Genomic DNA, 23,605 nt, shown 5'->3' with positions numbered 1-23,605 from the left:
TTTTGTTAGGGGTAATGGTATGAAGAAAATAGTAGGAAATTTTGTTAAGTATGTCACGCTGGTCAGCTTGCTGATGGGAAGTATGCCTATTGCATATGCAGAGGATATTAAAGAAGCCGTTGATCAAAGCAAGGCAGAAAATTATTACAAGGATACGATTGAAAGTGTTCAAGAATCTGTTGTTCCTGATGCAGGAAATTCAGTTGAGGTTCCTTCTACTGAAGAGGTAAAGGAAACAGGTCAGTCTTCTAGTGAGCAGTCGGAAGAGGAAGGTAAAACCCAACCGGAAGAGCCAACGGAAAATAAAGATGAAGAACCCAAAGACTATGAGGTTCGCTTACCCGAAGTAGAAGAGAAAAAGAATAGTATCGAAGAAGAAGCCTTAAGAGAAAAGTATGGCGAACCGATCTTAGTAGATGGACAAGAACAAATTTATAAAGTGGATGAAACACATTTCATCACTTATATTAGCGGAGATGTAAAAACATACAAAGATGACGAGGGGACGGAAACACCTGTTGATTTAAGTCTGATAACCGATAATCAAAGTGATGAAACAGTCTTTAAACCTAACAGCAGTCCAGTAGATGTTGTGCTGCCTAGTAAAGTAGATAAAAATCAAGGGATTCAAGTTTCTAAAGGAGAAGATACGCTAGAGTTAATTCCTAAAGATATGACCTACGAAAATGCCACAGTAAAAGAAAATGCTCTTTTGTACAACAATGTCGATGAAGCAGATGATGTCCAGTATACAATTACTGATAATGGCGTCAAAGAAGAAATTATTTTGGAGGAATGGCGAGAGAAGCATCAGTTTACTTACCATTTTTCTTCTGATAAATACTCAGCAACTGTAGAAAACAATCAGGTCATTATTACCAGAAAAGGAAAAAAGGAAGTTCTGTTTGTATTGTCTGCTCCTGTAATGATCGATAGTGCTGGGGAAACGAGTGATGAGATTCAGTTAAGCTTAAAAGAACAAAAAGATAAGTATGAACTAACAATTGATGCAAGTGAAGAATGGCTTAAGGACACGAATCGAGCATATCCTGTTCGAATCGATCCTACAGTAACAGTTCCGACTGAAAACCTGATTGATACGGTAACCAGTTCTGTTCATGGAACCTATCAGGGACGTGGCTATGGGTATGTTGGATATATTACACAAGCGATGACTGGTATATGGAATGCCAAGGACGTAGGTCGTACCAGAATCTATACCAAAGTAAATTATGATTTTTCGAAGATTCCGAAAGAAGCAAAAATCGATAATGCTACCTATAATTTGTACCAATATATCCAGTATCCTCAAACCAATGCAACGTTTTCCAGCTACAAGCTTACTCAGGATTTTGATATTAACGCATTAACCTGGGATAATTCTGTAGGTTTATCGCAAGAACCCACAGGTGAAAATGCGATTAGTCCAGCAAAGCATGGAATGCATAGTTTTGATATTCGAGATGCGGTAAACAGCTGGGTTCAAGGAACAAGTCCAAACTATGGAATCGTTGTACAAGCAACGAATGAAAATGATTATGGTGGAGCCTTCTACACAACTTATTCAACTGGTGGCCCAGGACAGGTAGACTTCACTCCGGACAAACGACCAAGTATGACGATTAATTGGTCGATTCCGGATCCGGTTGATGCAAATTATCCACTTAAGGATACTTCTGTTGCACTTCGCTCCATGATGCTAACAGACAAAAGCGGGAAGCTGCAATTTCAAGGGGTGTTTTCAGACGGGTTAACTACTCCCGGAGCGATTGTCGATTACGAATTGAGTGATGCAGGAAAGAGCTATAGTGGGCAGTCTTATGCAAGTTACTCCTACAAGTATCCTAATTCAAGCTTGTTTGATTCATATTTTCCAAAGGGAACAACTAAATATAGAGATAAATTATCCAATTGGCAAACTGGGATCCCGTTTACTAGTCCTGATTTTAATAAAGTTTATACGATAGACGCTGAGAGTAAAAAGGATGGAAATAGCAGCGGAAAGAAGAATAGCGAAAAATTCGTTGTTTATAAGGTTACTCAATATGATACTCTGCCTAAAATAGCGGCTTATTATGGCGTTCCGTTGGCACAAATTGTTTATGATAACCGTGTGCAGGATATGCTCCTTTTGAGTAATAATACACTCTTTATTCGTAATCCGAAAAAGAATGCAGATAAGCCCTATAATCCACCAAAGCTATCTGATGGAACAAAAGAAGATATTGACAGCTTATTAATGGGGCGAGGGCTGCATTGTGAGTTTGGATTTGAACCAATCAACCTTAATACTGGGAATTTTTATCTAGATCGTACAGATGTATCGATTCCGAGTTTTACTAGCGACTTCGAGATAACCCGTTCATACAATTCAAAAGGGGCAGATTATAATAGTCTCTTTGGTCGAGGATGGTCGTTTGCTTACAACGAGCAGGTAACCAGTGATGAAAAAGGCAATCTTTATTATACGCGGACCGATGGCAGTATCTTAAAGTTTAAAAAAGAGGGCAACAAGTATGTGGCGCCTGAAGGTTACGACTTAACTCTGTCAGTGAAAGACAAAGAAACAAAAGAAGCCGATTTTGGCAATGGCAATGAAAAATATACTGTCAAAGAATACCATATTACAGATAGTGAAAATCAAGAAAAAATCTTTAATTATTTTGGTCTTCTAGCGAGTCAGAAAGACGAAAAAGGGAACGTTACTAAGCTTGATTATAATAAGAATGCACAATTAACAGCAATCACTGATCCTACAGGAGCTCTTTACAATGTTTCTATGAACGAAGAAGGGTATATCGGAAGTATTACTGTGCCTAATGGGTCCAAATTAACCTATGAATATGATGACAATGGACATTTGACTGGTTTTACTGATTCAACAGGTGTAAAAACTCGTTATGAGTACAACAAAGAAGGCCTGATGACTGCTTGGTATGATGGAAATGGCACTAAGATTATTGAAAACACATATGACAAAGAGGGCCGTGTCGTAAAACAGGTAGATGGCACAGGCGCAGTTTCTACTCTTGAGTATAGTAATGGGCAAACATTTACAACGGATGGGAATGGAAATAGTACCACCTATCATTATGATAAGCAATACAGGACAACAGGAATCGATTATCCGGATGGAACAAGTGTCTCTAACACCTATGATGCAGCTAACCGGCTGATGAGTGAGACAAATGAAGCAGGTCAGACCACTAGCTATACCTACGATGACAATGGAAATATCCTAACTGAAACACGATTTGATGGTGCTGTAAAACAAGCAACCTATGATGCAAAAAATCATATTACCAGTGAAGTTGACTTCGACGGCAAGAAAACCCTTTATACGTACGATGGCTCTGGTAATTTAAAAGCTATTCAAATCAATGATCGCCCGAGTACAGCTTTTGAAGTAGATAAACAAGGACGTGTAACTAGCACAACCGATTCTGAAGGAAATACAACATCTTATGGTTATTCTGGGGCATTCCTAAATAAAATAGTGAATCCCCTTAAAGGAACAACAACTATTGACTATAATTCTCATGGTCTTCCAGTTAGTATGACGAATCCTTTAGGTGGAGTCACAACGCTGACCTATGATAATGAGGGACGGAAAACCAGTGAAACTACACCAGATGGACAGAAGACCTCGTATACCTTTGACGGCGCTGGTCAAGTGATCGCTCAAACTGATGGGAATGGTTTTACTTCGAGTTATACCTATAATGCTGTCGGAAATCCTTTAACGAAGACTAACGGTGAAGGAGGCAGCTATTCATATGTCTATGATGGTGTCGGCAATAGAATCCAAATGACCGATGCTGAAGGGAATAGCACCACTTATGTCTATGATCAGCGGAACCGTTTATTAAGTGAAACCGATGCTGCCAGTCAAACGTTGACTTATCAAAGAGATCCACTAGGACGATTGCTGAGCGACACTAATGAAGCAGGAAGTACTACTACCTACACCTATGATGAAGTAGCTAATCAAATTGCAACTATTACGGACCCGTTGAATCAGTTAACCAGCAATACCTATGATGCCTCCGGTAATCTCATTAAAACGGAACATCCTGATGGAACCCAAGTGATCATGGAATATGATGATCTAGGCCAAGTGATTAAGAGTACTGATGAGGCTGGAGTAGTCTCTACTTATGAGTATGATGCTAATGGTAACAAGCTAAGTGAAACAGTAGACGGACGAACTACCAGCTATACCTATGACTCATTGGGAAATGTAACTCAAGTGACTCATCCCAACCAAGAAATAAATACGTACACCTATGATTCAATGGGAAATATTTTATCTTTCACTGATGCTCGAGGGAAGAAAACTTCTTATACGTATACAAAAGGCGGCGCATTGGAAACAATTACCGACGCACTTGGGAACAAATCATCGATTTCTTATGATGGTAATGGCAACCAGGCGAGTGTTACTGATGCAGCAGGTTACACAACCAGCACTGCGTATAACGGTCACAATCTGCCAGCAATTGTAACGGATGGATTAGGAAATAAAACAACCTATTCCTATAATCAGATAGAACAAATAACCAGTTCCACAGATGCTCTTGGCAACCAAAAAACTTATTCCTATAACGAACTTGGTTATCCAACAGCTATCACAGATGAGAATGGGAATGTTTACAAGCTATCCTACACCCCAACCGCTCAAACAGAAAAAATTGAAAAACCGGATGGGACAACCTTAACCAACAGCTACGATGCTCTTGACCGTTTGGTGAAAGAAACACATTCGAACGGTTTAGTCACTGAGTACGAATATGATACAAGTGATCGAGTGGTTCATGTGAAGGACAATCAAGGATTAGATGAGACATATACCTACAATAATCACGGCAAACGTCTCACAGAAACTAATAGTCTAGGTGAAACCACTACGTATGCATATGACACTCAAGGCAACTTAATCAAGGTAGAATATGCCGATAAAACAAGTGAAGCCTTCACCTATGATGATATGGGGAATATGTTAACCTCGACAGATGTCGAAGGAAAACTAACGACGTACAGCTACGATAAAAATGGCAATCTGAAAGAAGCAACGGATGCGAAAGGACGGGTAACCTCCTACACTTATGATGATATTAATCAAATTGTGACAGAAACGAATCCAGCCGGAGGAGTCATTACCTACACATATGACGTACTGGGAAATGTATCGAGCATTACCGATGAAAATGGTGAAAAAACCAACTACGGATACGATGCCAATCAAAACTTAATTCTTTATACAGATGCCAAAGAAAATACAACGGCACTAAAATATGATCCGTTGAATCGTCTAATGGAGAAGGTTAGTCCAACAGGAGCTGTACAGAGTTATTCGTATGACAATCTGGGCAATCCACTGACAGAAACAAGTGGAGAAGGAAATACGACCAGCTATACCTATGACGAAATGAACCGTCTGGCAAGTGTTACAAAACCAACTGGTGGTGTAAGTGAATATACCTATGACCAAACGGGCAGTCTTTTGTCGGAAACCGATGAAAACGGGAACCAGACAACCTACGAGAACGATCTCTATGGACAGGCGACCAATCGTACCTTGCCAAATGGCGCAAAATACAGTTATGCCTATGACAAGCTTGGACGACTAAGTCAACAGACCGCGCCTCAAGGATTGTCTCAAAGCTATAGCTATGATGTGTCTGGCAATTTGATTCAGCAAGAAGATCAATCCAAACGTACCACCAAGTACACCTATGATGAAGCTGGACGACTGCTTACCACCACTGATCCTGCTGATTTAACCACTACTTTTGACTACGATGATGCTGGAAACTTAGTTGAAGCAGTAAGCCCTAGCGGTATAAAAACAAATTATAGCTATGATGTGTTAGATCGCTTGGAAACAGTGACTCAGCCAACCGGTCGCCAAACAGCTTACGAGTATGATCCTGTGGGACAATTAACCACAAGAACAATTAATGGCAAACGCAAAGAAACCTACAAATACGATCCAAATGGGAATCTTACAGAAACCGTTAATCCATTAGGACAAGTAGCCACCAATAGTTATGACGAAGAAGACCGTTTAATCGCTGAGACAGATACAGCTGGACGAATCACAACGTACAATTATGATAAAGACAATCGACTAACAAAGGTAACCTCCAGCGAAGGAGCCTTCAACGAATTTGCTTATGATGGGAATGATAACCTAACCAACGTTACTTCCGGTGGACAGCGGGTAAACAGCTATAGTTATGACAAGGCTGATCAATTAATCGAAGCAACTACTGGGACAGGGGATAAAGCCTCTAAAACTAGTTATGCCTATGATTCGGTCGGAAATGTAACTGAAATTACTAATGGAAATGGCAAAGTTACGAAGTACAAATATGATGAATTATCCAATGTAATCGAAAAAGTAAACAGCTTGGGAGATACGACGAAGTATACCTACGATGTAGATAATCGACTGGATAGTGTTCAGCAAGCCAACGGGAAAACGATCAAGTACGATTACAATAAGTTAGATCAGCTTCTGCAGGTGAATTATTCAGAAAAATCGGATGGCACGGTCATGTATACTTATGACGCAGAAGGTCGTCGGGTATCTATGAATGATTTAACCGGTCAGACGAATTACGAATACAATGAAGAAGATGAAATCACTGGTGTTCGTCAAGGTGATGGTAGTCTAATCAAGTACGACTACGATGATTATGGAAATATCGAGAAACTAACCTATGCGGATGGATCAGAAGTTAAATACAACTACGATGAATTAGATCGACTAACAAAGGTAACCGATAGTGACAATAAAACGACCACCTATGAATACGACGAAGCAGGAAACATGACGAAGATCAAACGTAAGGATGGAACAGTCTCAACGCTAAGTTATCGTTTGGATAATCGAGTGGAGAAAATCGTCCATCAAGATAAGAAAGGAAAAACAATTGCCTCTTATCAGTACGCTTACGATGCAGATAATTATGTTTCTGAAGAAACGATTATTCAAGATGGCAAAACTATCGTTCAAACCTATGAGTATGACAGTCTTGGTCAAGTTGCTCAAATGACGGTCTCTGATAAGAAGAAAAAGAATGAGTTAGCCAGCTACGCATATTCTTATGATCTAGCTGGAAACAAACTAACCAGCACGGAAACCATCGATGGGAAAGAACAAACGACTAATTTTACGTATGATGACAATAATCGATTGATCAGTATGGAAAATCCTGAACAAACCATCCGTTATGAGTACGATAAGAATGGTAATCGGATCAAACAAAGCGGTACCGATGAAGTATTAGATTATATCTATGATACAGAAAATCGCTTGCTTGCGGTAAAAGACAATCAAGGTCTCCTGATGGCAGCTCTGTATGATGGTGATGACAATCGCGTATTTACTGCTAGCCGAACAGAAGATGAAACAGCTTATCAGCTCTTTAAGCGAAAAGAAAAGGATGCGAAGAAATCTTCTTCAGGTGAATCGGCCCCTTCGTCTAACACGGTTCCTAACACTGGTGGCAGAAAATCGCCGAAAACAAGTCCGAATGGGGAAGAAAATTCACTCTTCTGGTACGGATTTAGCGAGAATGTTATTCAAGGAATTTCAAGTTTGCCGGAAACAGTGGGTAATCTTTGGATGGATGTCTTTGACACGGTCTCACATGCGTATCATCAAAAAATTGCGAAGGATCGGGCAAATGAGGAAGGAATTGTTGTTAATCCGCCAAGCTTAGGCAACCTGCCAGGTGAAGGCGAAGTGACTTATTCTTCTGAGGTACAGGAAGTATTGATTCCTTATACGACTCGAGAGGATAGCTACAACTATTACGAAGTTCGCAACTACGTAAATGATGTTAACCAAGAGAATACGCAAGTGCTTCAAACCTATGATGATGAGCTAAAAGCCCGCGAAACCTATACCTATGGGAATGAACGACTCAGCTATAAGAATGAACAAACAAAAGATGAGTACCAATACCTGACGGATGCTAGAGGCAGTGTGACAGGCATGACGCAGGATGGAGAACTCAATAGCACGAATAGCTATTCAGTATTCGGAATGCCAGAAGAAGTAGATGACACTGGAAATCCTTATGGTTATACAGGTGAAGCACAAGACATAACAGGGTATAATTATCTAAGGGCACGCTACTACGATAGTCAAACCGGAACCTTCCTGACGCAAGATAGTTACGAAGGGGAAGAAGACAATCCGCTTAGCCAAAATGGGTATACCTATGTTGAGAATAATCCGATTAATTATACAGATCCGACTGGGCATAAGAAAAAAATGTTTGCTAGTGTTAAGTCGTTTGGAAATACAATGAAGTCCGTTGCTAACAGGATTGTTAATAGCGTCAAACGAACTGTCGAAAATGTCAAGTATCTTATTGGAGTAAATCCTTATCCAAGTGTAAGAAATAACAATAGCTTTATTTCTGGAAAATCATCTTCAAGTAGCTTTGGTTTTGGGAATGCTGTAAAGCAAGTTGCACAAAATGTTTATCGCCAGCAACAGATCAATATTGCTTATAATAAAGCAACTGGGAATAAAGGACTACCAAAAACTATGGAAGGCCGAAACCTACTACTAAACTGGAACAGAGCTTACCAAAATACAATAACACGTTTTTGTGCGATGACTTCTAGTCTTACCAACATTAGATTTAGTAAACCAAAAGAAAAAGATAGCCTAGAAAGAATTCTAGGGGAACCAGATAGCGCTGGACGATATCTAGTTCCTTGGGTTAACAACGGCGGACAAGCAGTTTGGATGGCTCCGGAAGCTGCGAGGCAACATATCAATGGTTTACAGGATCTGGACGCGCTCGAAGAAAAGTTTGCAAAGGAAATCCTATCAATTTCCACGTTTATGGCTTTTCTGTTAGCTCCTGAATTTACTGTTCCGGGTTTAAGGACTACCTTTGCAGGTGATGGTGCAGTTATTGTTGGAGACACTATATCTATGAGAACAGCCACTGGGGTCCTCGGGATTGGTGGGATTATAGTAAGTGCTAATGCAGGTAAGGGCAATGGGTCTGGTAAAAATGTAGAATGGACAGGGGATAATTTTTCTGATTTAGCAAAAAAATATAAGCCAGACGAATTAATAAATCAACTTGAATCTCAAGGTTGGAAAAAAACTGTTGAAGCCGGGGGAAAGAAAAGTGGACCAGCTACTATATTAAGAAATCCTTCTACTGGTGAAGTTGTTAGAGTGCATAAGTCACCTTCAAATGGGCAATCCTATTTTAGAGTGCAAAATAAGGGAGGAAATTATTTAGACAACACAGGGAAATTCCCATCAAATGCAAATAAACAAGAAGTACGTAATTTGACACATTTCTACTTTAAATAATCTATAGGAGGGCTTTATATGAGCTTAAAAAGCAAATTGCAAAGAATAAAAAAATTTTTTTATGACTATGATTTTATCGACAGTATCATTGAAAACTTATACTTTGATAATAGCCTGGTAAATTTTTGTCTTCTTTTAGATTACTATTTTACAGAAGAAACCGAAGAGCATATTAAATTAACCTTTGAAAATTGTACGGAAGTAAGTTTTGAAATTCCACAAGAACTTTATGAAATGAACAATAACGTGTTGAATTTCAGTCACTTCACCATTACCAAAATAACAACAGTCGAATTAGATAGTCAAGTTTGTATAAGAATATTTACAGTCAACAACGAAACTGAATTTTTAAAGATATTATGTGGAAATGTTAGCTTTGAAAGTGTAAAGGTACCAAAACCATAAGTAGTCTCCTTTTTAGAAAGAATAAGCGAAAGCTACATTGGGGAATAATATTGTATTCAAAAGGGACCTATTATGGATAGGAGAATAAAATGAAGAACTAAATTTTTAGAATATCAAACTCAGAAAAAGAAAAGGCTAAGAATGATCTGCTTAGTAGTAGTTTTTTTAATGCAGACATTGAAAATGAATGTCTAAAAAATGACGAGTCATTTATGAAAGAGATATCCCTCCTGTTTGAGTTTCCGTATGTGATTACGAATCCCAATGCATTGAATGACTATATGACAGATTTAGATTGGTTGAACAATGACATTGTAAAGTATAATCATCAATAATTTCCTTCAAATAACATGTAAATCCTATAATGCAGGGATTAAAAGCGCAGAATTGAATTTTGTTGGAATGATAAGCTGGTTATCTCATTGGGAAGATGATGTGGAACGAGTAATCGGATACTGGGGTGAAGAAACTCAAACTTTCAGTGGAGTGATGTCTCTTAAGAAATTCGATATTTATTTAGTTGATTAATAAGTGAAAGCCAATTGTTACTTAGATAATAGTCCAGATTTTAGGAGAAGTAATTTCCCTTCTCCTTTTTTTGTAAAGGACTTATAAATAACTGGAAGTTATAGAAAATACTTTCCAAGATAGCGATAGTGGTGATATAGGTGTCTGGAATAGTTTTAGATAATGAGATTAAATATTATTTGCTCTCAGAAACGAATAGTCATAAAGGCTTATTCGTTGAATTGACGATGTCCTAGCATTTAGGTTACCAGATAGGAGAGTTAGAAATGTCTTATGATTTAAATATCTTATGTGTGAATCAAAAGAAAAAAATAAAAGAACTACCTGTAAATATTTGTGTAAATGCTCGTAACAAAAATAAAGATGCTTATCCTAAGTACTATGACAGATATTTTCATTTCATGAATTCCATAAGTGGTATTTGGTACTATTTGACAGAAGAAGAAGAAAATTGGTCTTCATTTGAATTATGTAATATGTGCGAAATTGACGATGAGCTTTATAGCGAGCGATATCCACTAAAATTAAGAGAACTCTATCCTTTTTGGTGTGACTCAGCCGATGAACTTGATATTGATATTTTCTGTTTAAGAGAAAAGCATAAAGAAGACGTGTTAAAAACGATGCAAATTCTAATTGAGAGCTCTCCCATTCGCCGAATTGTCTTTTTGGCAAAATATCAAATTGTAGATGATTCGGAATTTATATATGGAACGATTAACTACGAAAAATTTGTTGAGTTATTGTAAAACAAAAAAAATCTATTCAATACGTGTTATGTCATAAAAGGATAGTACCGTTAGATATATTAGATTAGCGATTTACAAATTAGCACAAAACGGTGTTTAAGTTGGGGTTTAATCGGATTAACATTAGGGAAACTAGTAAAAAGAAAGAATATTACTCATGATGCCAATTTGAATAGGATGATGGATTAATATGAATTGTTACAGAATTACAAAGTATAACCCCCGATATAGAAATTCTAACGGGAATTATATGAAGGATGATTGGACTGCTATCAGCGATATTGGAAAAGTATACGACAATAAAAAATTCACTTTATCTGATTACTTACTTGTCGAAGAAAAATATTGTGAGGCAGTAAAAAGTATGATGAGTGAAGTGAAAACAGACAGCTTAAGAATTAAAGAACTTGAGAAGAATCACCATCCGAGTAAAAGTGAAGAAGCTTCTGATGAATTGAAAAAAATGTATGACTTACTTGAAGAAGGAATGACAATTAGTAACTGTAATGTACCTTTAGCAGTGAAATTAATTTTACGAGAAAATATATGGGCGAAACTTGTGAGTAAGGAAATCGAAGTCCATTTTGGGTATGATTACTATATGTTCATTTGCTCAAGTGGACCTTCGAAAAAATCAATTACACAAATAACCGAAAATGGATTGTTCGTTGAAGAAATGGAATCACCTTATCTCTAAAGGCCAAAGCTAATACTTAGACAGTGGAGATTTTCGGCTTTCTTTTCATATTCATAGGTGGAAAATTACTCAGGACGAAAAGCAAGGTTTACAAAAGTTTCTATTTTGTACATCTTGCTTTTTTCAATTGTGGTAGCTCCTCAAAATTACTTCATTCATAAGATTCTAATTTTGAAAAAATGCTGATATGATAACTTAGTAAACAATTTCTGGAAGATTTCAACAAAATGAAGAACAACAAGCAGAAATTCTCCAATACCACACTACAGCTAAAGACTATTAGGAGGGAAAAGGATGGACTTAGAACTAAAAAGCAGGACTGAAGGAGATTCAAATAAGATAGTATTGGTTTGCACTATAGGGCTATTAGAAGCTTTAAAAGCTAAACTTTTAACAACTAATGAGTGTGAACAATATTTATTTTCCCCATATTCAGTAAGTATTTTAAATAGAAAAGGTATTGATAGAAAAGTAGTTGAGATTATAGAATTTGCGTGTGAATTAGAAGACGTAGAGTCATTAAGGCCTGAAAGATTGGATTCGAATATAGATTATTTAATAAATAAAGCGAAAGAGCGTCTAAAAAGTATTGAATTTGATCCTAACTTTAATATAAAAAGAAAATGGTTGAATGAAGATCAGTGAGGAATTTGAATTAGCAGCTAATTTTGAGACTGGATTCTCTAAAACATAAAAAGTCTTTACCCCCAGTGTTGTATAATTCATGTAGGATAACTTATTACAAGATCTTATAAATGCAGAGATAGCCACGATCTAGAGCATTTACTGAGAGTTTAGTTGCACTCAATACAGGTATCAAAAGTAGATATTAATTCATGGGACGTATAGTAAGTATGTATATGTGTCATCTACTAAAAAACTGCGTGGATTTTGTTTTGAACTAAAGTTTAGAAGTGATAGATAGACAGTGGTTAACTATCTCAAAAATGAAGATTACTAGGGCTCCAGCTATTTGTTGATCAAAACTAGCTATCATATGGAGATCGGTAAAAGAAAGGCTATAAAGATGAGAACGTTTAGAAAGTTCGAGATAACGAGTGATCGTGCAATAGAATTTTTATTGGAAGATCCCCAGAATTATGGTTATTTTTCTCAGCTGAGAATTGAGTACTATTTTGAAAATAAAAAAATCAAGCTGTTTGATGATTTTGTGATCGAAGGAATCCGTACGTTTAAGAACGTTCTACAAAAATGCCTGAATGGTGAGAAAAATTTACCATCAAACTATTTTGAAAAAGGGATTGGATATAGGTGGAATAAAACCGCTTATCAAATAGCCGAGGGAGACTTTAGTGACGATGATGCAACGTCATCATTTCTAATGTGGGAAACCGTTTCTGGAATGGCTACCTGGATCTATACTTACAAAGGAAAAACATATTTGGAGATATCTCCACAATACCAGTACAATTATTCAGAGCCAGATAAGGATTTTGTTCCGTTTGAAACATATATGGCGAATTATGAGATGGTGGATAGGATAGAGTTGGCTATTGAAACGATAGATGCTTGGTACAATGATGTGAGTGCTATTTTGAAAAAGCTTGATTATTAGTTGGTTTAATTAAATAATAGGCCAGCTATTCGAAAAAAGTTAGATATAAGGAGGAAAAAATGTCTAATGAGATAAACTATACAAAACTGAGTAAAGAAGTTTCTTATGCCTTGCGTCATGCTCCATGGGAATATGAATTGGAATTAGATGAACAGGGCTGGGTGGAAATTGACCAACTAATGCAAACGCTTCACCAATCTCCTGAATGGCAAGAGGTAGGACTGGATGATTTAAGAAAAATGATTGTGAAATCGGAGAAGAAAAGACATGAAATCAATGGGAATAGTATTCGAGCATTATACGGACATTCTATTCCAATGAAGATAGTAAAGGAAGCGGCTGTTCCTCCTAAATACCTATATCATGGAACGGCGCATAAGTTTTTACCTAAGATTGAAGCAATGGGTTTATCTCCAATGTCTCGACAATATGTTCATTTATCCGAAGATATTGAAACAGCTACTTTAGTTGGAAAAAGAAAAGATAAGCAACCGATTATTTTAGTGATCAATACCGAAAATGCTAGAGCAAAAGGAACAACATTTTATTTGGGAAATGAAAAAGTCTGGCTAGCAGATAGTATTCCACCAGAATTTATCGAAGTTTTGAAAGTAAAATAGAATGAGTCCGGCAATCTATACAGACCATTGATGTCAGGAAAGAGTAAGTATATTAGATTGAATTTGATTCCAATTTATATCTAGTTATGAGTTAAAAATTTCCGATTATCCGAAGTTTCTAACTTATGGGTTGAAAAAGTCTGGGAAAAAATTAGTCAGTGGAAAACATGAAAAGGCTGAATAAACTCTTCGGTCGTTTCTTTATTAATCATTTGGAGGTGCAGATGCTAAATCACAAATTTTATAAATACGATGAAAATTTTCAGATTGATTTTGTGCAAGAGGAAGATTTTATCCGAATATCGAATCGTCTGATAGAGGACTTAAAAAGTTGTTTGAGTAGGCATAAATTCATGGAATACTATTCGGAAGAGACAGATTATGGATTAAGTAAAGGTGTTACATTACTTGATGCAGAAGATATCCTATATCTTCAAAATTGTCTGGTTTTAAAAGGTAATACTTCACCAGAATACGTGAAATTCAGGTCATTTTTAGAAGACTGTCTTTCTAATGGCAAGCAGGTTTTTCACGTAGATGGGAGTCCTTCGACAGCAGGATTGATTCATGATTTTGTCCTATGTAAAGAAGTACCCGATGATCTTGATCCGAGAAAATATAAAAGTATAAGCATTAAAATTCAAGATCAATTTATTCTTGATAACTATGATGTTTTCAAGGATGTAGACATGTATTGTAATAACCTGGATAATTTAGAACAAGGATTCAATTACTACGGGATAACCATTATTACGCCTAAAATTGCTGAAAAACTACTTCAAACGGTGGAAGCCTTTTTGGCAGGCAATGGAATCAGAGCAAGCAAAATATTTTGTAGGTGATGAATGGGATACGTTGAAGCAAATTTTGGAAACGGCTATAGCTGAAGATAAATTTGTTATTCATTTTGGAATCTAATATAAAGAAGAAAGGCTACTAACATGAAAGCGTTTAGAATGAAGCAATGTGTGATTATTTTTTTCCTTATGGTTGCTATTTTAAGTGGCTGTTCACTGAAAAGACCACCAAGGGGAATGCCAGTAAAGAAAGCTCCTCCTGTTGAAACACATGTAGATCAAAGTGGCGGCCTTTCTGATTACATCACAGGAGAATCAAAATTTGAGATAAAATCAGTAACTTCCATCAGAGAGGATGGCACAAGAGATCAAGTTACAATAGATGGGAAAAATTTTGATCTAAGCATTCCAGCATCAATCACTGATAAAAAGCTGAAGCTCAAGGTGATCTTTAAAAATGGAAAAAGAGCTAATGTTGAAATCGAATTACCCAAGAGAGAACCAATTGATTCCTATGATACTTTTGCTGATCAGATGAATGAGGCTATCAACGATATGGGTGAAAATGCCGAAACTAGATTTCCTAGTACAGTCAAAGATGGCACTTTTATTGCCGATGATAAAAATGATGCTCAAACTTGGGTTCATATTCAGGAGGGGAAATTACTTGGATTATCTATGATTGCTGGAGAGGAAGCAGCAACACCAGAACTAGCAGCTATCATGGTAGCATTTATACTAAATTACGAAGTTGATAATGACAAAGTATTTAGAGCTTTTAATGATTTGTTTGAGACTGGAGAAACCAGTACGGTCACTTCAAATGGTTACCAATTTACATTCGATATTTATGATTACAGCTTATACATTGACATAACTAGAGTGGTTGATTGAAGAGGAGAATGCAAGCTATGAGACCAAATGAAAAAATACTTGAATTCTATAATGAACAATCGAAGTTTGGGTATATAGAGTCGTTATCAATGTGCAAGCTTATCGAAGCTGAAGAAATAACCATTAATCTAAGAATAACTTTTTTTAGCTACCCGTATACTATGGGAGATAAAAAAATGGTGGCAAATTTTATCGGCATCAAAGAGTTGAAGCTAAACGAACTAGAAGGGCTTTATAAAACAATTTTTACTATTACCGATATAAGCTCATATCAATTGGAAAATGTACGATACACAATAGTAGAAGAAGAGCATAATATATTGCGTTTTAGCTGTAGAGATTTCAAGATTAGTATTATTTAAAATGTGAGAGCTTTTGTAAGCGATCACGTAAAGTGCCTATTTATAAAGCTGGATATGTAGTACTGCTAGGAGGAAAACAAGCAGTTTATAAAGAATGGAAGGGGGATAAGGTTGTGCGTTACAGGTGTCATTGTTGTGGTTATTACACTCTGATCGAGGATAGTGATGACATTTGTCCTGTATGCTGGTGGCAAGATGATATAGTACAAAGGGAAGATCCAGACTATGGTGGTGGGCCAAACCATGGTATAAGTCTTAAATAGGGCAAAGGAAAATTTCAAAATGTTTAGTGTGTCCAATTTAGAATACAAAAAGGAAGTTAGGCAGCCATTGCCTGAGGAACTTCCGGAGAACAATCACTAGAATTTTTGTGAAAGCTAAAAATGTAGAAGCAGTAATTACGATTTTATAAAAGTGTCAAACTAACGATGTCAGGAGAGCAAAAATGAAAAAATGGGTTGTTTTAGTAATGATGGCAGGTATTTTAGCAGGATGTAGTTCTGGTGGCACAGAGGAAACCACTAAATCAGAAAGCACTGCAGAATCAACTGCTGTAATGGAAGTTTCTTCCTCTGAGAAAAAGATCGAATTAAAAGAGGCCGCTTTTCAAATTGAGGGAACGCCTTACAAAATCAAAATCTTGGATAAGTGGGCGATTCAACCAGAAGAGGAAACTATTCCGTTTAGTGCCAGAGAAGAATTAGGTGTGCAGGGAATAATGGTTTACGGGATGAAAAAGACCGATGTAGATGGATTTGAGACCTTCAAAAATGGCATGAAGGAACAGATCGTTTCAACGGAGGACTTTCAAATCGAAGAGGGAAGTGCTGCGGAAGCAGATTATCAAACAGCGCATTATTCGGGAAGCGAATACAGTTTTATTGGTATTACAGAAGGGATAAAGATTGAAGTCCAGTACTATTTATTAGAGACAGATACAGACTATATTGTTGTTAATCTTATCGGAGTTCCGTCATTCTTTGAAAAGAATGCTGAGCTTATTACTGAGATGATGAATTCATTTGTTGCTGGATAGAATAGTGAGGGGTCTAATTGGAAGGCAAAAGAGTGATTCGAAATCGTTCATTTAAAGTAATAGAGCTGTCAAATAGATTCAATTATTGAATTAGTAAAAAATCTTTTACTAACCGAAAAAGTTCTAAAACAACGTATTTTACGAAAGATACACACGAAAAGTTAATTGTGTGTTTTGAAGAAATTGAATAAAAAAGTATTTCACCTTTATTAAATTTAGCAAAAAGTCAATTAATTATATTTACTCCGATATCCACATTTATTTTATATATTTACACCGTTTATCGCCATGTGGTATTATTGTTTGTGCGTAAAATAAAACAAAAATGAAAAGAGTGTTTATATTTTATGTAAAAATATTTTGGGGGATTTAGGATGAAAAAAATTGGATTTTTGGTATTTGGTCTCGCAATTACCTTATCATTTTCAGGATGTGGCGATAAAAATGAAAATGATCTTTCTGAAAGCAGCAGTACGCAAGCTTCAACGCCAGCTAAGAGTAAAAAAAGTAAGGTTAAGCTAACTTATATGGACTATTTTGCTGCTATTGATGTAGGCGAATCACTAGAACAGGTTGAAGAAAAAATGGGTGACATAGGCGAAATAACTTATGATAGTGAATACAGCACTACATATTTTTGGGATGTAGAGGATGGTCATGGTGTCACTGTCGATGTTGATAAAGAAGAAAACAAAGTTGAGAAAGTTGAATTAGAGTATGATGTAAAAGATATCACTAACCAAAAAACAAAGGTCAAAGATCTAGATGAATTAAAGACCAAGATAAATGATGGTGTAACATACGATGAAGTGAAAGAATGGGTTGGCGGAGTTGACGGAGTATTGTGTGAAAAAACTGAAGATTCCAAAGACTATTATTGGCGTGGGACCGATAATAGCTCTTTATCGGCTACCTTTAGTAATGAAACAGGGTTATGCCTGTCTTATGTTGGTTTTGGGAATTAATATTAAATAAAGCAGATACAGGAACACAGCATACAACCACTTGCGGATTATAGTGACCAGCGAAAAAAGAAATGTTGAATGCTAGTTCTGATTTCGCTAATCGTTGGAAATCCAACCAAGCGTTACAGCCAGACTCAACAATAGCCAATGGGTGAGATATAAGAAATTAAAAAAACGTAAGTTCCTTTTCGTAAGGACTTACGTTTTTTCGTGTTGTGTCATACAAATTCAGACTGTATAAATAGACTTTATTCAGAAGCTCTTTTTAAGCGGAAAGATAGAAAATAGAGAATAAACATGGTTTCAAGTTAAGGTCTCTTTATATGATGAAGTAATTTTTCGATTCTTGGGCAGAAGCTATTTGTTGAGTAGGCAAGTATTTCTCATGCTAACATACAATTAAATGAAGAAATGCTAGTGTTTATATCCTGTATTGATAATTTTGTTGAAAATCTGTATGCTTTGATTAAGTGAAACTATACACAATATTAAATAAAGCAGGTGCAAGAATGAAGAGTAATCCATTTGAAGGTAAATCAGCAGAAATAAAATTTGACTCTGGTTTGCAGTTTCGAATTGATTTTTTACCAGACAACCAATTGCGCTGGACATCGATTCGAGAAGAAGATGCGGGAGCAACAGATGTGGAATCGATCCATTTTGAAGAATATCCTGGGGGCATTTATTCCATTGACTGGGTGGAAGAATCTGGGCTTTGTGTTTCCTACACAGTCGATGTACCCAACAACTATGTTAAAAGCTTTATGACCTTTACCGATGAGAATTACCGTGGAGGACGAAGACCCTTTACTCATGAGGGACCGTTCCACTTTATTACCGAGAATAGCTGATCAATGGCATTAATCAAAGCAGCAATAGCTACTAGTAAATTGGTAGTTATTGCTGCTTTGATTTTACTCTTCGGATTCTTAACCTAGAAATCTATTTTATATGGATAAATAGGGATTGCTGAAGCTATAAAATTCATGAATATCTATGTACATATTTATATCTGCAGAATTTTTTTGAAATTCTAGTATATTTACGAACTTGCTGTGTATATATAGGTGACAGACGAAACAAAAAAATGAGGGAGGGATTGTTTTGGAAGACTTGGAATTGCTGCAGAAAATTGCGCAGCAGGATGAAGAAGCTTTCGAATTGCTGATGGACAGGTACTCAAAGCTGCTTTGGGTAGTCTCCTTATCCATACTAGGGAAAAACCATGATCCACAGGATATCGAAGAGATTGTAAGCGACACCTTTTTGCGGATTTGGAAGGCCCCCCACAAGTATCAGCCCAAGCGTGGCTCGCTTAAAAACTATCTGATACTGATCACTCGAAGCCTTAGTATTAATAAGCTTCAACGAAATCAGAAGGACTATCTGCTTAATGATAATTTCACATTGGAAAATATTCCAGCAACAGAAGAAAATCGTGAATTCATTAATGAGATGTTTGACTTAATTAACAGCCTGAACAATCCGATGCGTGAGATTTGCCTGCAGCGCTATATTTTCGAAAAGACACCAACAATGATCAGCCGCGATTTAAAAATTTCGCTAAAGACGGTGAATAATTATCTTTACCGCGGGAAAAGGATGCTGCAGCAGACCTTTGCGGAACAAGACATGGAATTTTTACTACTACTAAATAAAGGAGCGGATAGAAATGGTAAAAAGATATGATGAGCATCCATTAGGCGAGCTTTCTGATGAACAGCTAGATCAGATTTTAGACAACTATATCAGCAGCTATTCCGCTGAAAATCATAAAAATATTGTACGTAAAACTAAGCTTAAGAAAAAAGAACCCATTGTTCGAGTAACCTTTACTAAGCACAAGCTGTTGCTAGTTGCTGTTTTGTTGCTTTTCTTTATACCAGTAGGAACCTACGTTGCAGCGAAGCTTTGGGAGGTCACTGTTGACAAGCAAGGGTATGAACTTACAACCAAAATCGACAAACCAGCTAATCAGCAGCCGGATACGGGATATTACCGATTAGTGGCTGAGTATGTTCCGGAGTATTTCACTGTTGATGAAGATCCATACACATTATCTTTTTATGAAGATTTAGGATTGGATGAAGAAGATGAAGAGAATTGGGAAGCTTTATCCAAGGCTCGTGTAATGTCTTTCCAACTCTATGAATTAAACGAAAAAGATACGGTGATCGATGAATATATAAAAGATTACAAAGAGATCAAGCTTTCAAAAGGCAAGGCATATATGCTGAAGCAAACAGATAACTTTGGTAAACAAGAAAATACTATAGTTAGAAGATTTTTTGAAAATCATAATAAGTTTGTTGATTTGCAGTATCATGGGAACATCTCCCAAAAGGACATCGAAAAAATTTTAGACAATCTGCATTTAGTCAGTGTAGCTACTGCGGAAGAAGCAACTTCTGTGGGTGATTACTTTAGCCCAGATGATTTGGATGAGAGATTTACGAAGCTTTTAGGGTCAAATGAACCAATGGCTTTAGATATTAATAACAAAAACGAAGTTGTGCAATTGAATGAAGCAATCAACACTATTGATATTTACAATATGCCTCTTCAAGAAATTACAGTAACTAGAGCAACACTTAGTGATAAAATTGCTCCTGAACAGTTATCCGTATTAAATGAGCGTTTGAAAGTCGGCACAGATTACGAGTGGGCATACAATGCAAAATGGGATAAAAAAGGAAAACTTTTACCTCTCACTGCAACGGAATATACATGGGGAGACGGTAAGAGTACCCTGAGTAAAGAGGTTCGAGAGTTCAAAATTGAACCAAAATATCTAGAAGTTGAATTACAGGTTAAAAACGTAACCGAAGCCCCTATGGAGTATGACCCTTATATTCAAGTTAGGAGGCTTATAAAACAAGGAGATACATTTACCGACTTACCTACTGATACATTCCTTGTTAGCAAAGTATATTCTAATCCAGAAGATCCGTATATTTCCTTAAATGTTCCCGCATATACCTTGCCAACAACAGTTGGAGAAATTGTGGATCGTACCATTAAAGAAGAAACGGCTGCTCGTTCCATTGCGCCAGGAGAAACTGCTACATTCACTAGTGGCTATATTGTGGTTTACGAAGAGTATGACTATTTATTTATGAATCTAAATGCGTACACACCTGGAAAACGCTACATTCAACTAACCCAATAACCCCCCTCAAAATCCCGAGCAATCCCACCGCTCGGGATTTTTCTATCCTCTAAAAAGGCGGCCTACTTGATCCAATGCACACCAAAAGAGAAAACAGGGATTTAATCTCTCAAAAAATAGAACCATTTTTTTCCTCATTAGAGAAAATTTTGATTCATTCTTGTGACCGAAAATAATTTTGTTATCGAATGGAATAGACCATTTGGAATGGAGCTTTTAGTTCCATTGTGAATACTGGTTTTTCTGCTAAGCCAAATCTTCTTTGTTTTAACGGTTAGTTATTATAAATGCAAATTTTGATATAAAGGCAGAAAATAAATGAAATTCAAAATCCAATTATTTAACAAAGCGAAAAGAAAGAGGTAAATTGATTTCAGTAAATAGTTAGTAACTATTAAGTGAGAAACTGAAGGGTTGGGATTAGAGTGATCAAATTATATATTTCTCCAAGTTGTACATCATGTAGAAAAGCAAAGGCATGGCTAAAAGAAGCGGGATTAGATTTTCAAGAACGTAATATTTTTTCTGAGCCTCTAACTAGAAATGAAATTAAAGAGATTCTATCATTAACAGAAACCGGAACAGAAGAAATTATTTCTACTCGTTCAAAGGTGTATGAAAAATTAGATGTTGATTTAGATGATTTAAGCTTTAACGAACTTGTGGCATTGATTGAAGAAAATCCAGGCTTGTTGAGACGACCAATTATGACTGACGGCAAGCGATTACAGGTAGGATACAATGAAGAAGATATTCATCAGTTTATTCCGCGAGAAATTCGTCTTTATGATGCACAAACTAAAGCAAAACAATTAATGTATTTAGAATTGAGACAACAACAGCTAGTTTAAAATCAGGTGAGCTAAGTCATTTTTCACCTTTTTAATAAAGAAGAGGCCAGTGAAATGTACCTATTTCACTGGTCTTTTCGTAGTGTAGGAATTTTAAGTGCTGGAATTCAGATTGTAGGCTAACAATTGGTAAAAAATCATCGGAGACTAACCTTCAAGAATATTAACTTTATTCATAATTATTTTACGAAATACAATTAGTAAGATTGCGTGTGTCATATGGCAGCAACAAAGAAGAAGAAAATTTGAAGAATGATATTATGACGCTGTATACGATTGAGTTATTGAATTCTTCTGAGGCAAAGTTACGATTAAAGCAGCTTGACTACTAACATATAATCTTCTATTTTCTCCTTAAAACCCACATGTTATAATTAAACAAGGCCAGCCTCAACAAATAGGCTGCCTTTTTTTGTTCTCGACGTGAGCAGATGGTTGCAATATCCAAAAAAAGAGAGAGTAATGATGGGAAAGATACTAACAAAGATCAAAGCTTTTTTCTTGAAGGAAAAGAAAAGCGATTCAGTGGTGAAAACACCCTCCAATCAACCTTATGCAAATGCTGAAGTCACGAATAAATTGAAAAAATTGGATCGGAAACAAAAAAAGAAAAAGCGTCAGCTGTACGGAAATACCATCAATAAAATGAAAAGGGGTTATCCATATGTGGTTTGTTCATGCCATGCTGACAGTACTAGCGTGGGGAAGTGCGGATTTATTCTATAAGAAGGGAAATGATCCGAAAGATCGATATAGCGCGGTCAAGACGACAATTATCGTTGGACTGGTGATGGGTCTGCATGCAATTATTTATTATGGTCTGATTGAGCGGATTTCTTATGATTGGATGAATCTGGTTCGGTATTTGCCGGTCTCCTCAATGTACATTGGTTCAATGGCTGTCGGGTATTTTGGTTTACGATACATTGAAGTATCTATCTCATCACCGATTTCCAATTCTTCTGGCGCTGTTACGGCGATGCTGGGGGTCATCTTGCTGGGGAATCGGATCAATGGTGGTCAGCTGTTTGCGGTACTGCTTATCCTAGTTGGTATATTACTGCTGTCAATTTTAGAAAAGCAGGCTGAAGATGAAGAGCTGAAGCAAGCAGGGGTACAAATAGAAGAAAAGTATCGGTTTGGTGCGTTAGCTATTATTTTTCCCATTATTTACATGATTGTCGATGGGATGGGAACCTTTTTAGACAGTTATTACTTGGAATACAAGCAGATTATGCCAGAAGACCAGGCCAATATGAGCTACGAGCTGACCTTCTTGATTGTTGCTATTGTTTTAATTGGCTACTTGTACTTCCGCAAAAATGAAAAAATCCAATTCTTCCAGGAGCGGGATCGCGGCTTGGCAGCTTTGTTTGAAACAGTCGGCCAATTCTTTTATGTTGGAGCAATCGCTGGCAAGCAGGCAGTAATTGCAGCACCATTGATTTCGTCTTATGCGATTATTTCGGTATTGCTGGGTCGGATTTTCTTGAAGGAGAAATTGAACTGGAAGCAGTATGTAGTAATTGCGATTGTGATGATAGGGATTATTATCTTAGGCTTTTATGATGGATAAATAGAACCAGACCTGTTGAGTGATA

General features: G+C 36.7%; 18 protein-coding genes. All 18 read left to right on the top strand.

Annotation, left to right across the window (positions count from 1 at the left end; all coding sequences use genetic code 11):
- The first annotated feature begins 19 nt into the window (after positions 1–19).
- The 18 genes from I588_RS11770 to I588_RS11690 all read left to right on the top strand — a co-directional run bounded on the left by I588_RS11770 (position 20) and on the right by I588_RS11690 (position 23,580).
- Positions 20–9,355 carry a DUF6531 domain-containing protein gene (locus tag I588_RS11770; protein ID WP_010756335.1) on the top strand — a complete coding sequence of 3,112 codons (9,336 nt, stop codon included), beginning with the start codon at positions 20–22 and terminating at the stop codon, positions 9,353–9,355.
- An 18-nt stretch (positions 9,356–9,373) separates the two neighbouring features.
- Positions 9,374–9,760: a hypothetical protein gene (locus I588_RS11765; protein WP_010756336.1), complete on the top strand. Its 387-nt coding sequence runs from the start codon at positions 9,374–9,376 to the stop codon at positions 9,758–9,760.
- A 794-nt stretch (positions 9,761–10,554) separates the two neighbouring features.
- A complete protein-coding gene (locus I588_RS11760) occupies positions 10,555–11,037 on the top strand; it encodes a hypothetical protein (protein WP_010756338.1) in 483 nt (160 codons plus the stop codon).
- Positions 11,038–11,287: 250 nt separating this feature from the next.
- The gene (locus I588_RS11755; protein WP_010756339.1) at positions 11,288–11,734 is read left to right on the top strand and encodes a hypothetical protein; all 447 of its coding nucleotides are present in this window, start codon (positions 11,288–11,290) and stop codon (positions 11,732–11,734) included.
- 294 nt (positions 11,735–12,028) lie between these two features.
- Entirely contained in the window at positions 12,029–12,379 is a 351-nt protein-coding gene (locus I588_RS11750; RefSeq protein ID WP_010756340.1) for a DUF3969 family protein, read from the top strand.
- 352 nt (positions 12,380–12,731) lie between these two features.
- Complete coding sequence (locus tag I588_RS11745; protein WP_139244001.1) at positions 12,732–13,310, top strand: hypothetical protein; 579 nt, start codon at positions 12,732–12,734, stop codon at positions 13,308–13,310.
- Positions 13,311–13,369: 59 nt separating this feature from the next.
- Positions 13,370–13,930, top strand: a complete 561-nt coding sequence (locus tag I588_RS11740; protein ID WP_010756342.1) for an RNA 2'-phosphotransferase — start codon at positions 13,370–13,372, stop codon at positions 13,928–13,930.
- 224 nt (positions 13,931–14,154) lie between these two features.
- The gene (locus I588_RS11735; protein WP_010756343.1) at positions 14,155–14,772 is read left to right on the top strand and encodes a hypothetical protein; all 618 of its coding nucleotides are present in this window, start codon (positions 14,155–14,157) and stop codon (positions 14,770–14,772) included.
- 99 nt (positions 14,773–14,871) lie between these two features.
- Positions 14,872–15,621 carry a hypothetical protein gene (locus I588_RS11730; protein ID WP_010756344.1) on the top strand — a complete coding sequence of 250 codons (750 nt, stop codon included), beginning with the start codon at positions 14,872–14,874 and terminating at the stop codon, positions 15,619–15,621.
- Positions 15,622–15,638: 17 nt separating this feature from the next.
- Positions 15,639–15,983, top strand: a complete 345-nt coding sequence (locus I588_RS11725; protein ID WP_010756345.1) for a hypothetical protein — start codon at positions 15,639–15,641, stop codon at positions 15,981–15,983.
- Between the two features lie 32 nt (positions 15,984–16,015).
- Positions 16,016–16,246: a CPCC family cysteine-rich protein gene (locus I588_RS28205; RefSeq protein WP_211279460.1), complete on the top strand. Its 231-nt coding sequence runs from the start codon at positions 16,016–16,018 to the stop codon at positions 16,244–16,246.
- Between the two features lie 182 nt (positions 16,247–16,428).
- Positions 16,429–17,019 carry a hypothetical protein gene (locus I588_RS11720; RefSeq protein WP_010756346.1) on the top strand — a complete coding sequence of 197 codons (591 nt, stop codon included), beginning with the start codon at positions 16,429–16,431 and terminating at the stop codon, positions 17,017–17,019.
- A gap of 374 nt (positions 17,020–17,393) precedes the next feature.
- Complete coding sequence (locus I588_RS11715) at positions 17,394–17,984, top strand: hypothetical protein (protein ID WP_010756347.1); 591 nt, start codon at positions 17,394–17,396, stop codon at positions 17,982–17,984.
- A 509-nt stretch (positions 17,985–18,493) separates the two neighbouring features.
- A complete protein-coding gene (locus I588_RS11710) occupies positions 18,494–18,835 on the top strand; it encodes a MoaF-related domain-containing protein (protein WP_010756348.1) in 342 nt (113 codons plus the stop codon).
- A 253-nt stretch (positions 18,836–19,088) separates the two neighbouring features.
- Positions 19,089–19,673, top strand: coding sequence for an RNA polymerase sigma factor (locus I588_RS11705; RefSeq protein WP_010756349.1), 585 nt, complete (start codon positions 19,089–19,091; stop codon positions 19,671–19,673).
- Positions 19,657–21,153 (top strand): hypothetical protein, encoded by a 1,497-nt coding sequence (locus I588_RS11700; RefSeq protein WP_010756350.1) that lies wholly within the window; start codon positions 19,657–19,659, stop codon positions 21,151–21,153. The genes I588_RS11705 and I588_RS11700 overlap by 17 nt, the downstream gene beginning before the upstream one ends.
- Positions 21,154–21,578: 425 nt before the next feature.
- Positions 21,579–22,004, top strand: coding sequence for a transcriptional regulator Spx (spx, locus tag I588_RS11695; protein ID WP_010756351.1), 426 nt, complete (start codon positions 21,579–21,581; stop codon positions 22,002–22,004).
- Positions 22,005–22,668: 664 nt separating this feature from the next.
- Positions 22,669–23,580 carry an EamA family transporter gene (locus I588_RS11690; RefSeq protein WP_010756353.1) on the top strand — a complete coding sequence of 304 codons (912 nt, stop codon included), beginning with the start codon at positions 22,669–22,671 and terminating at the stop codon, positions 23,578–23,580.
- Positions 23,581–23,605 lie beyond the last annotated feature (25 nt).

Origin of the sequence: Enterococcus pallens ATCC BAA-351 (assembly GCF_000407485.1) — a bacterium.
Lineage (GTDB): Bacteria > Bacillota > Bacilli > Lactobacillales > Enterococcaceae > Enterococcus_A > Enterococcus_A pallens.
Note: the sequence above shows the minus strand (reverse complement) of the source record. Positions and strands in the feature narration are given on the sequence as shown.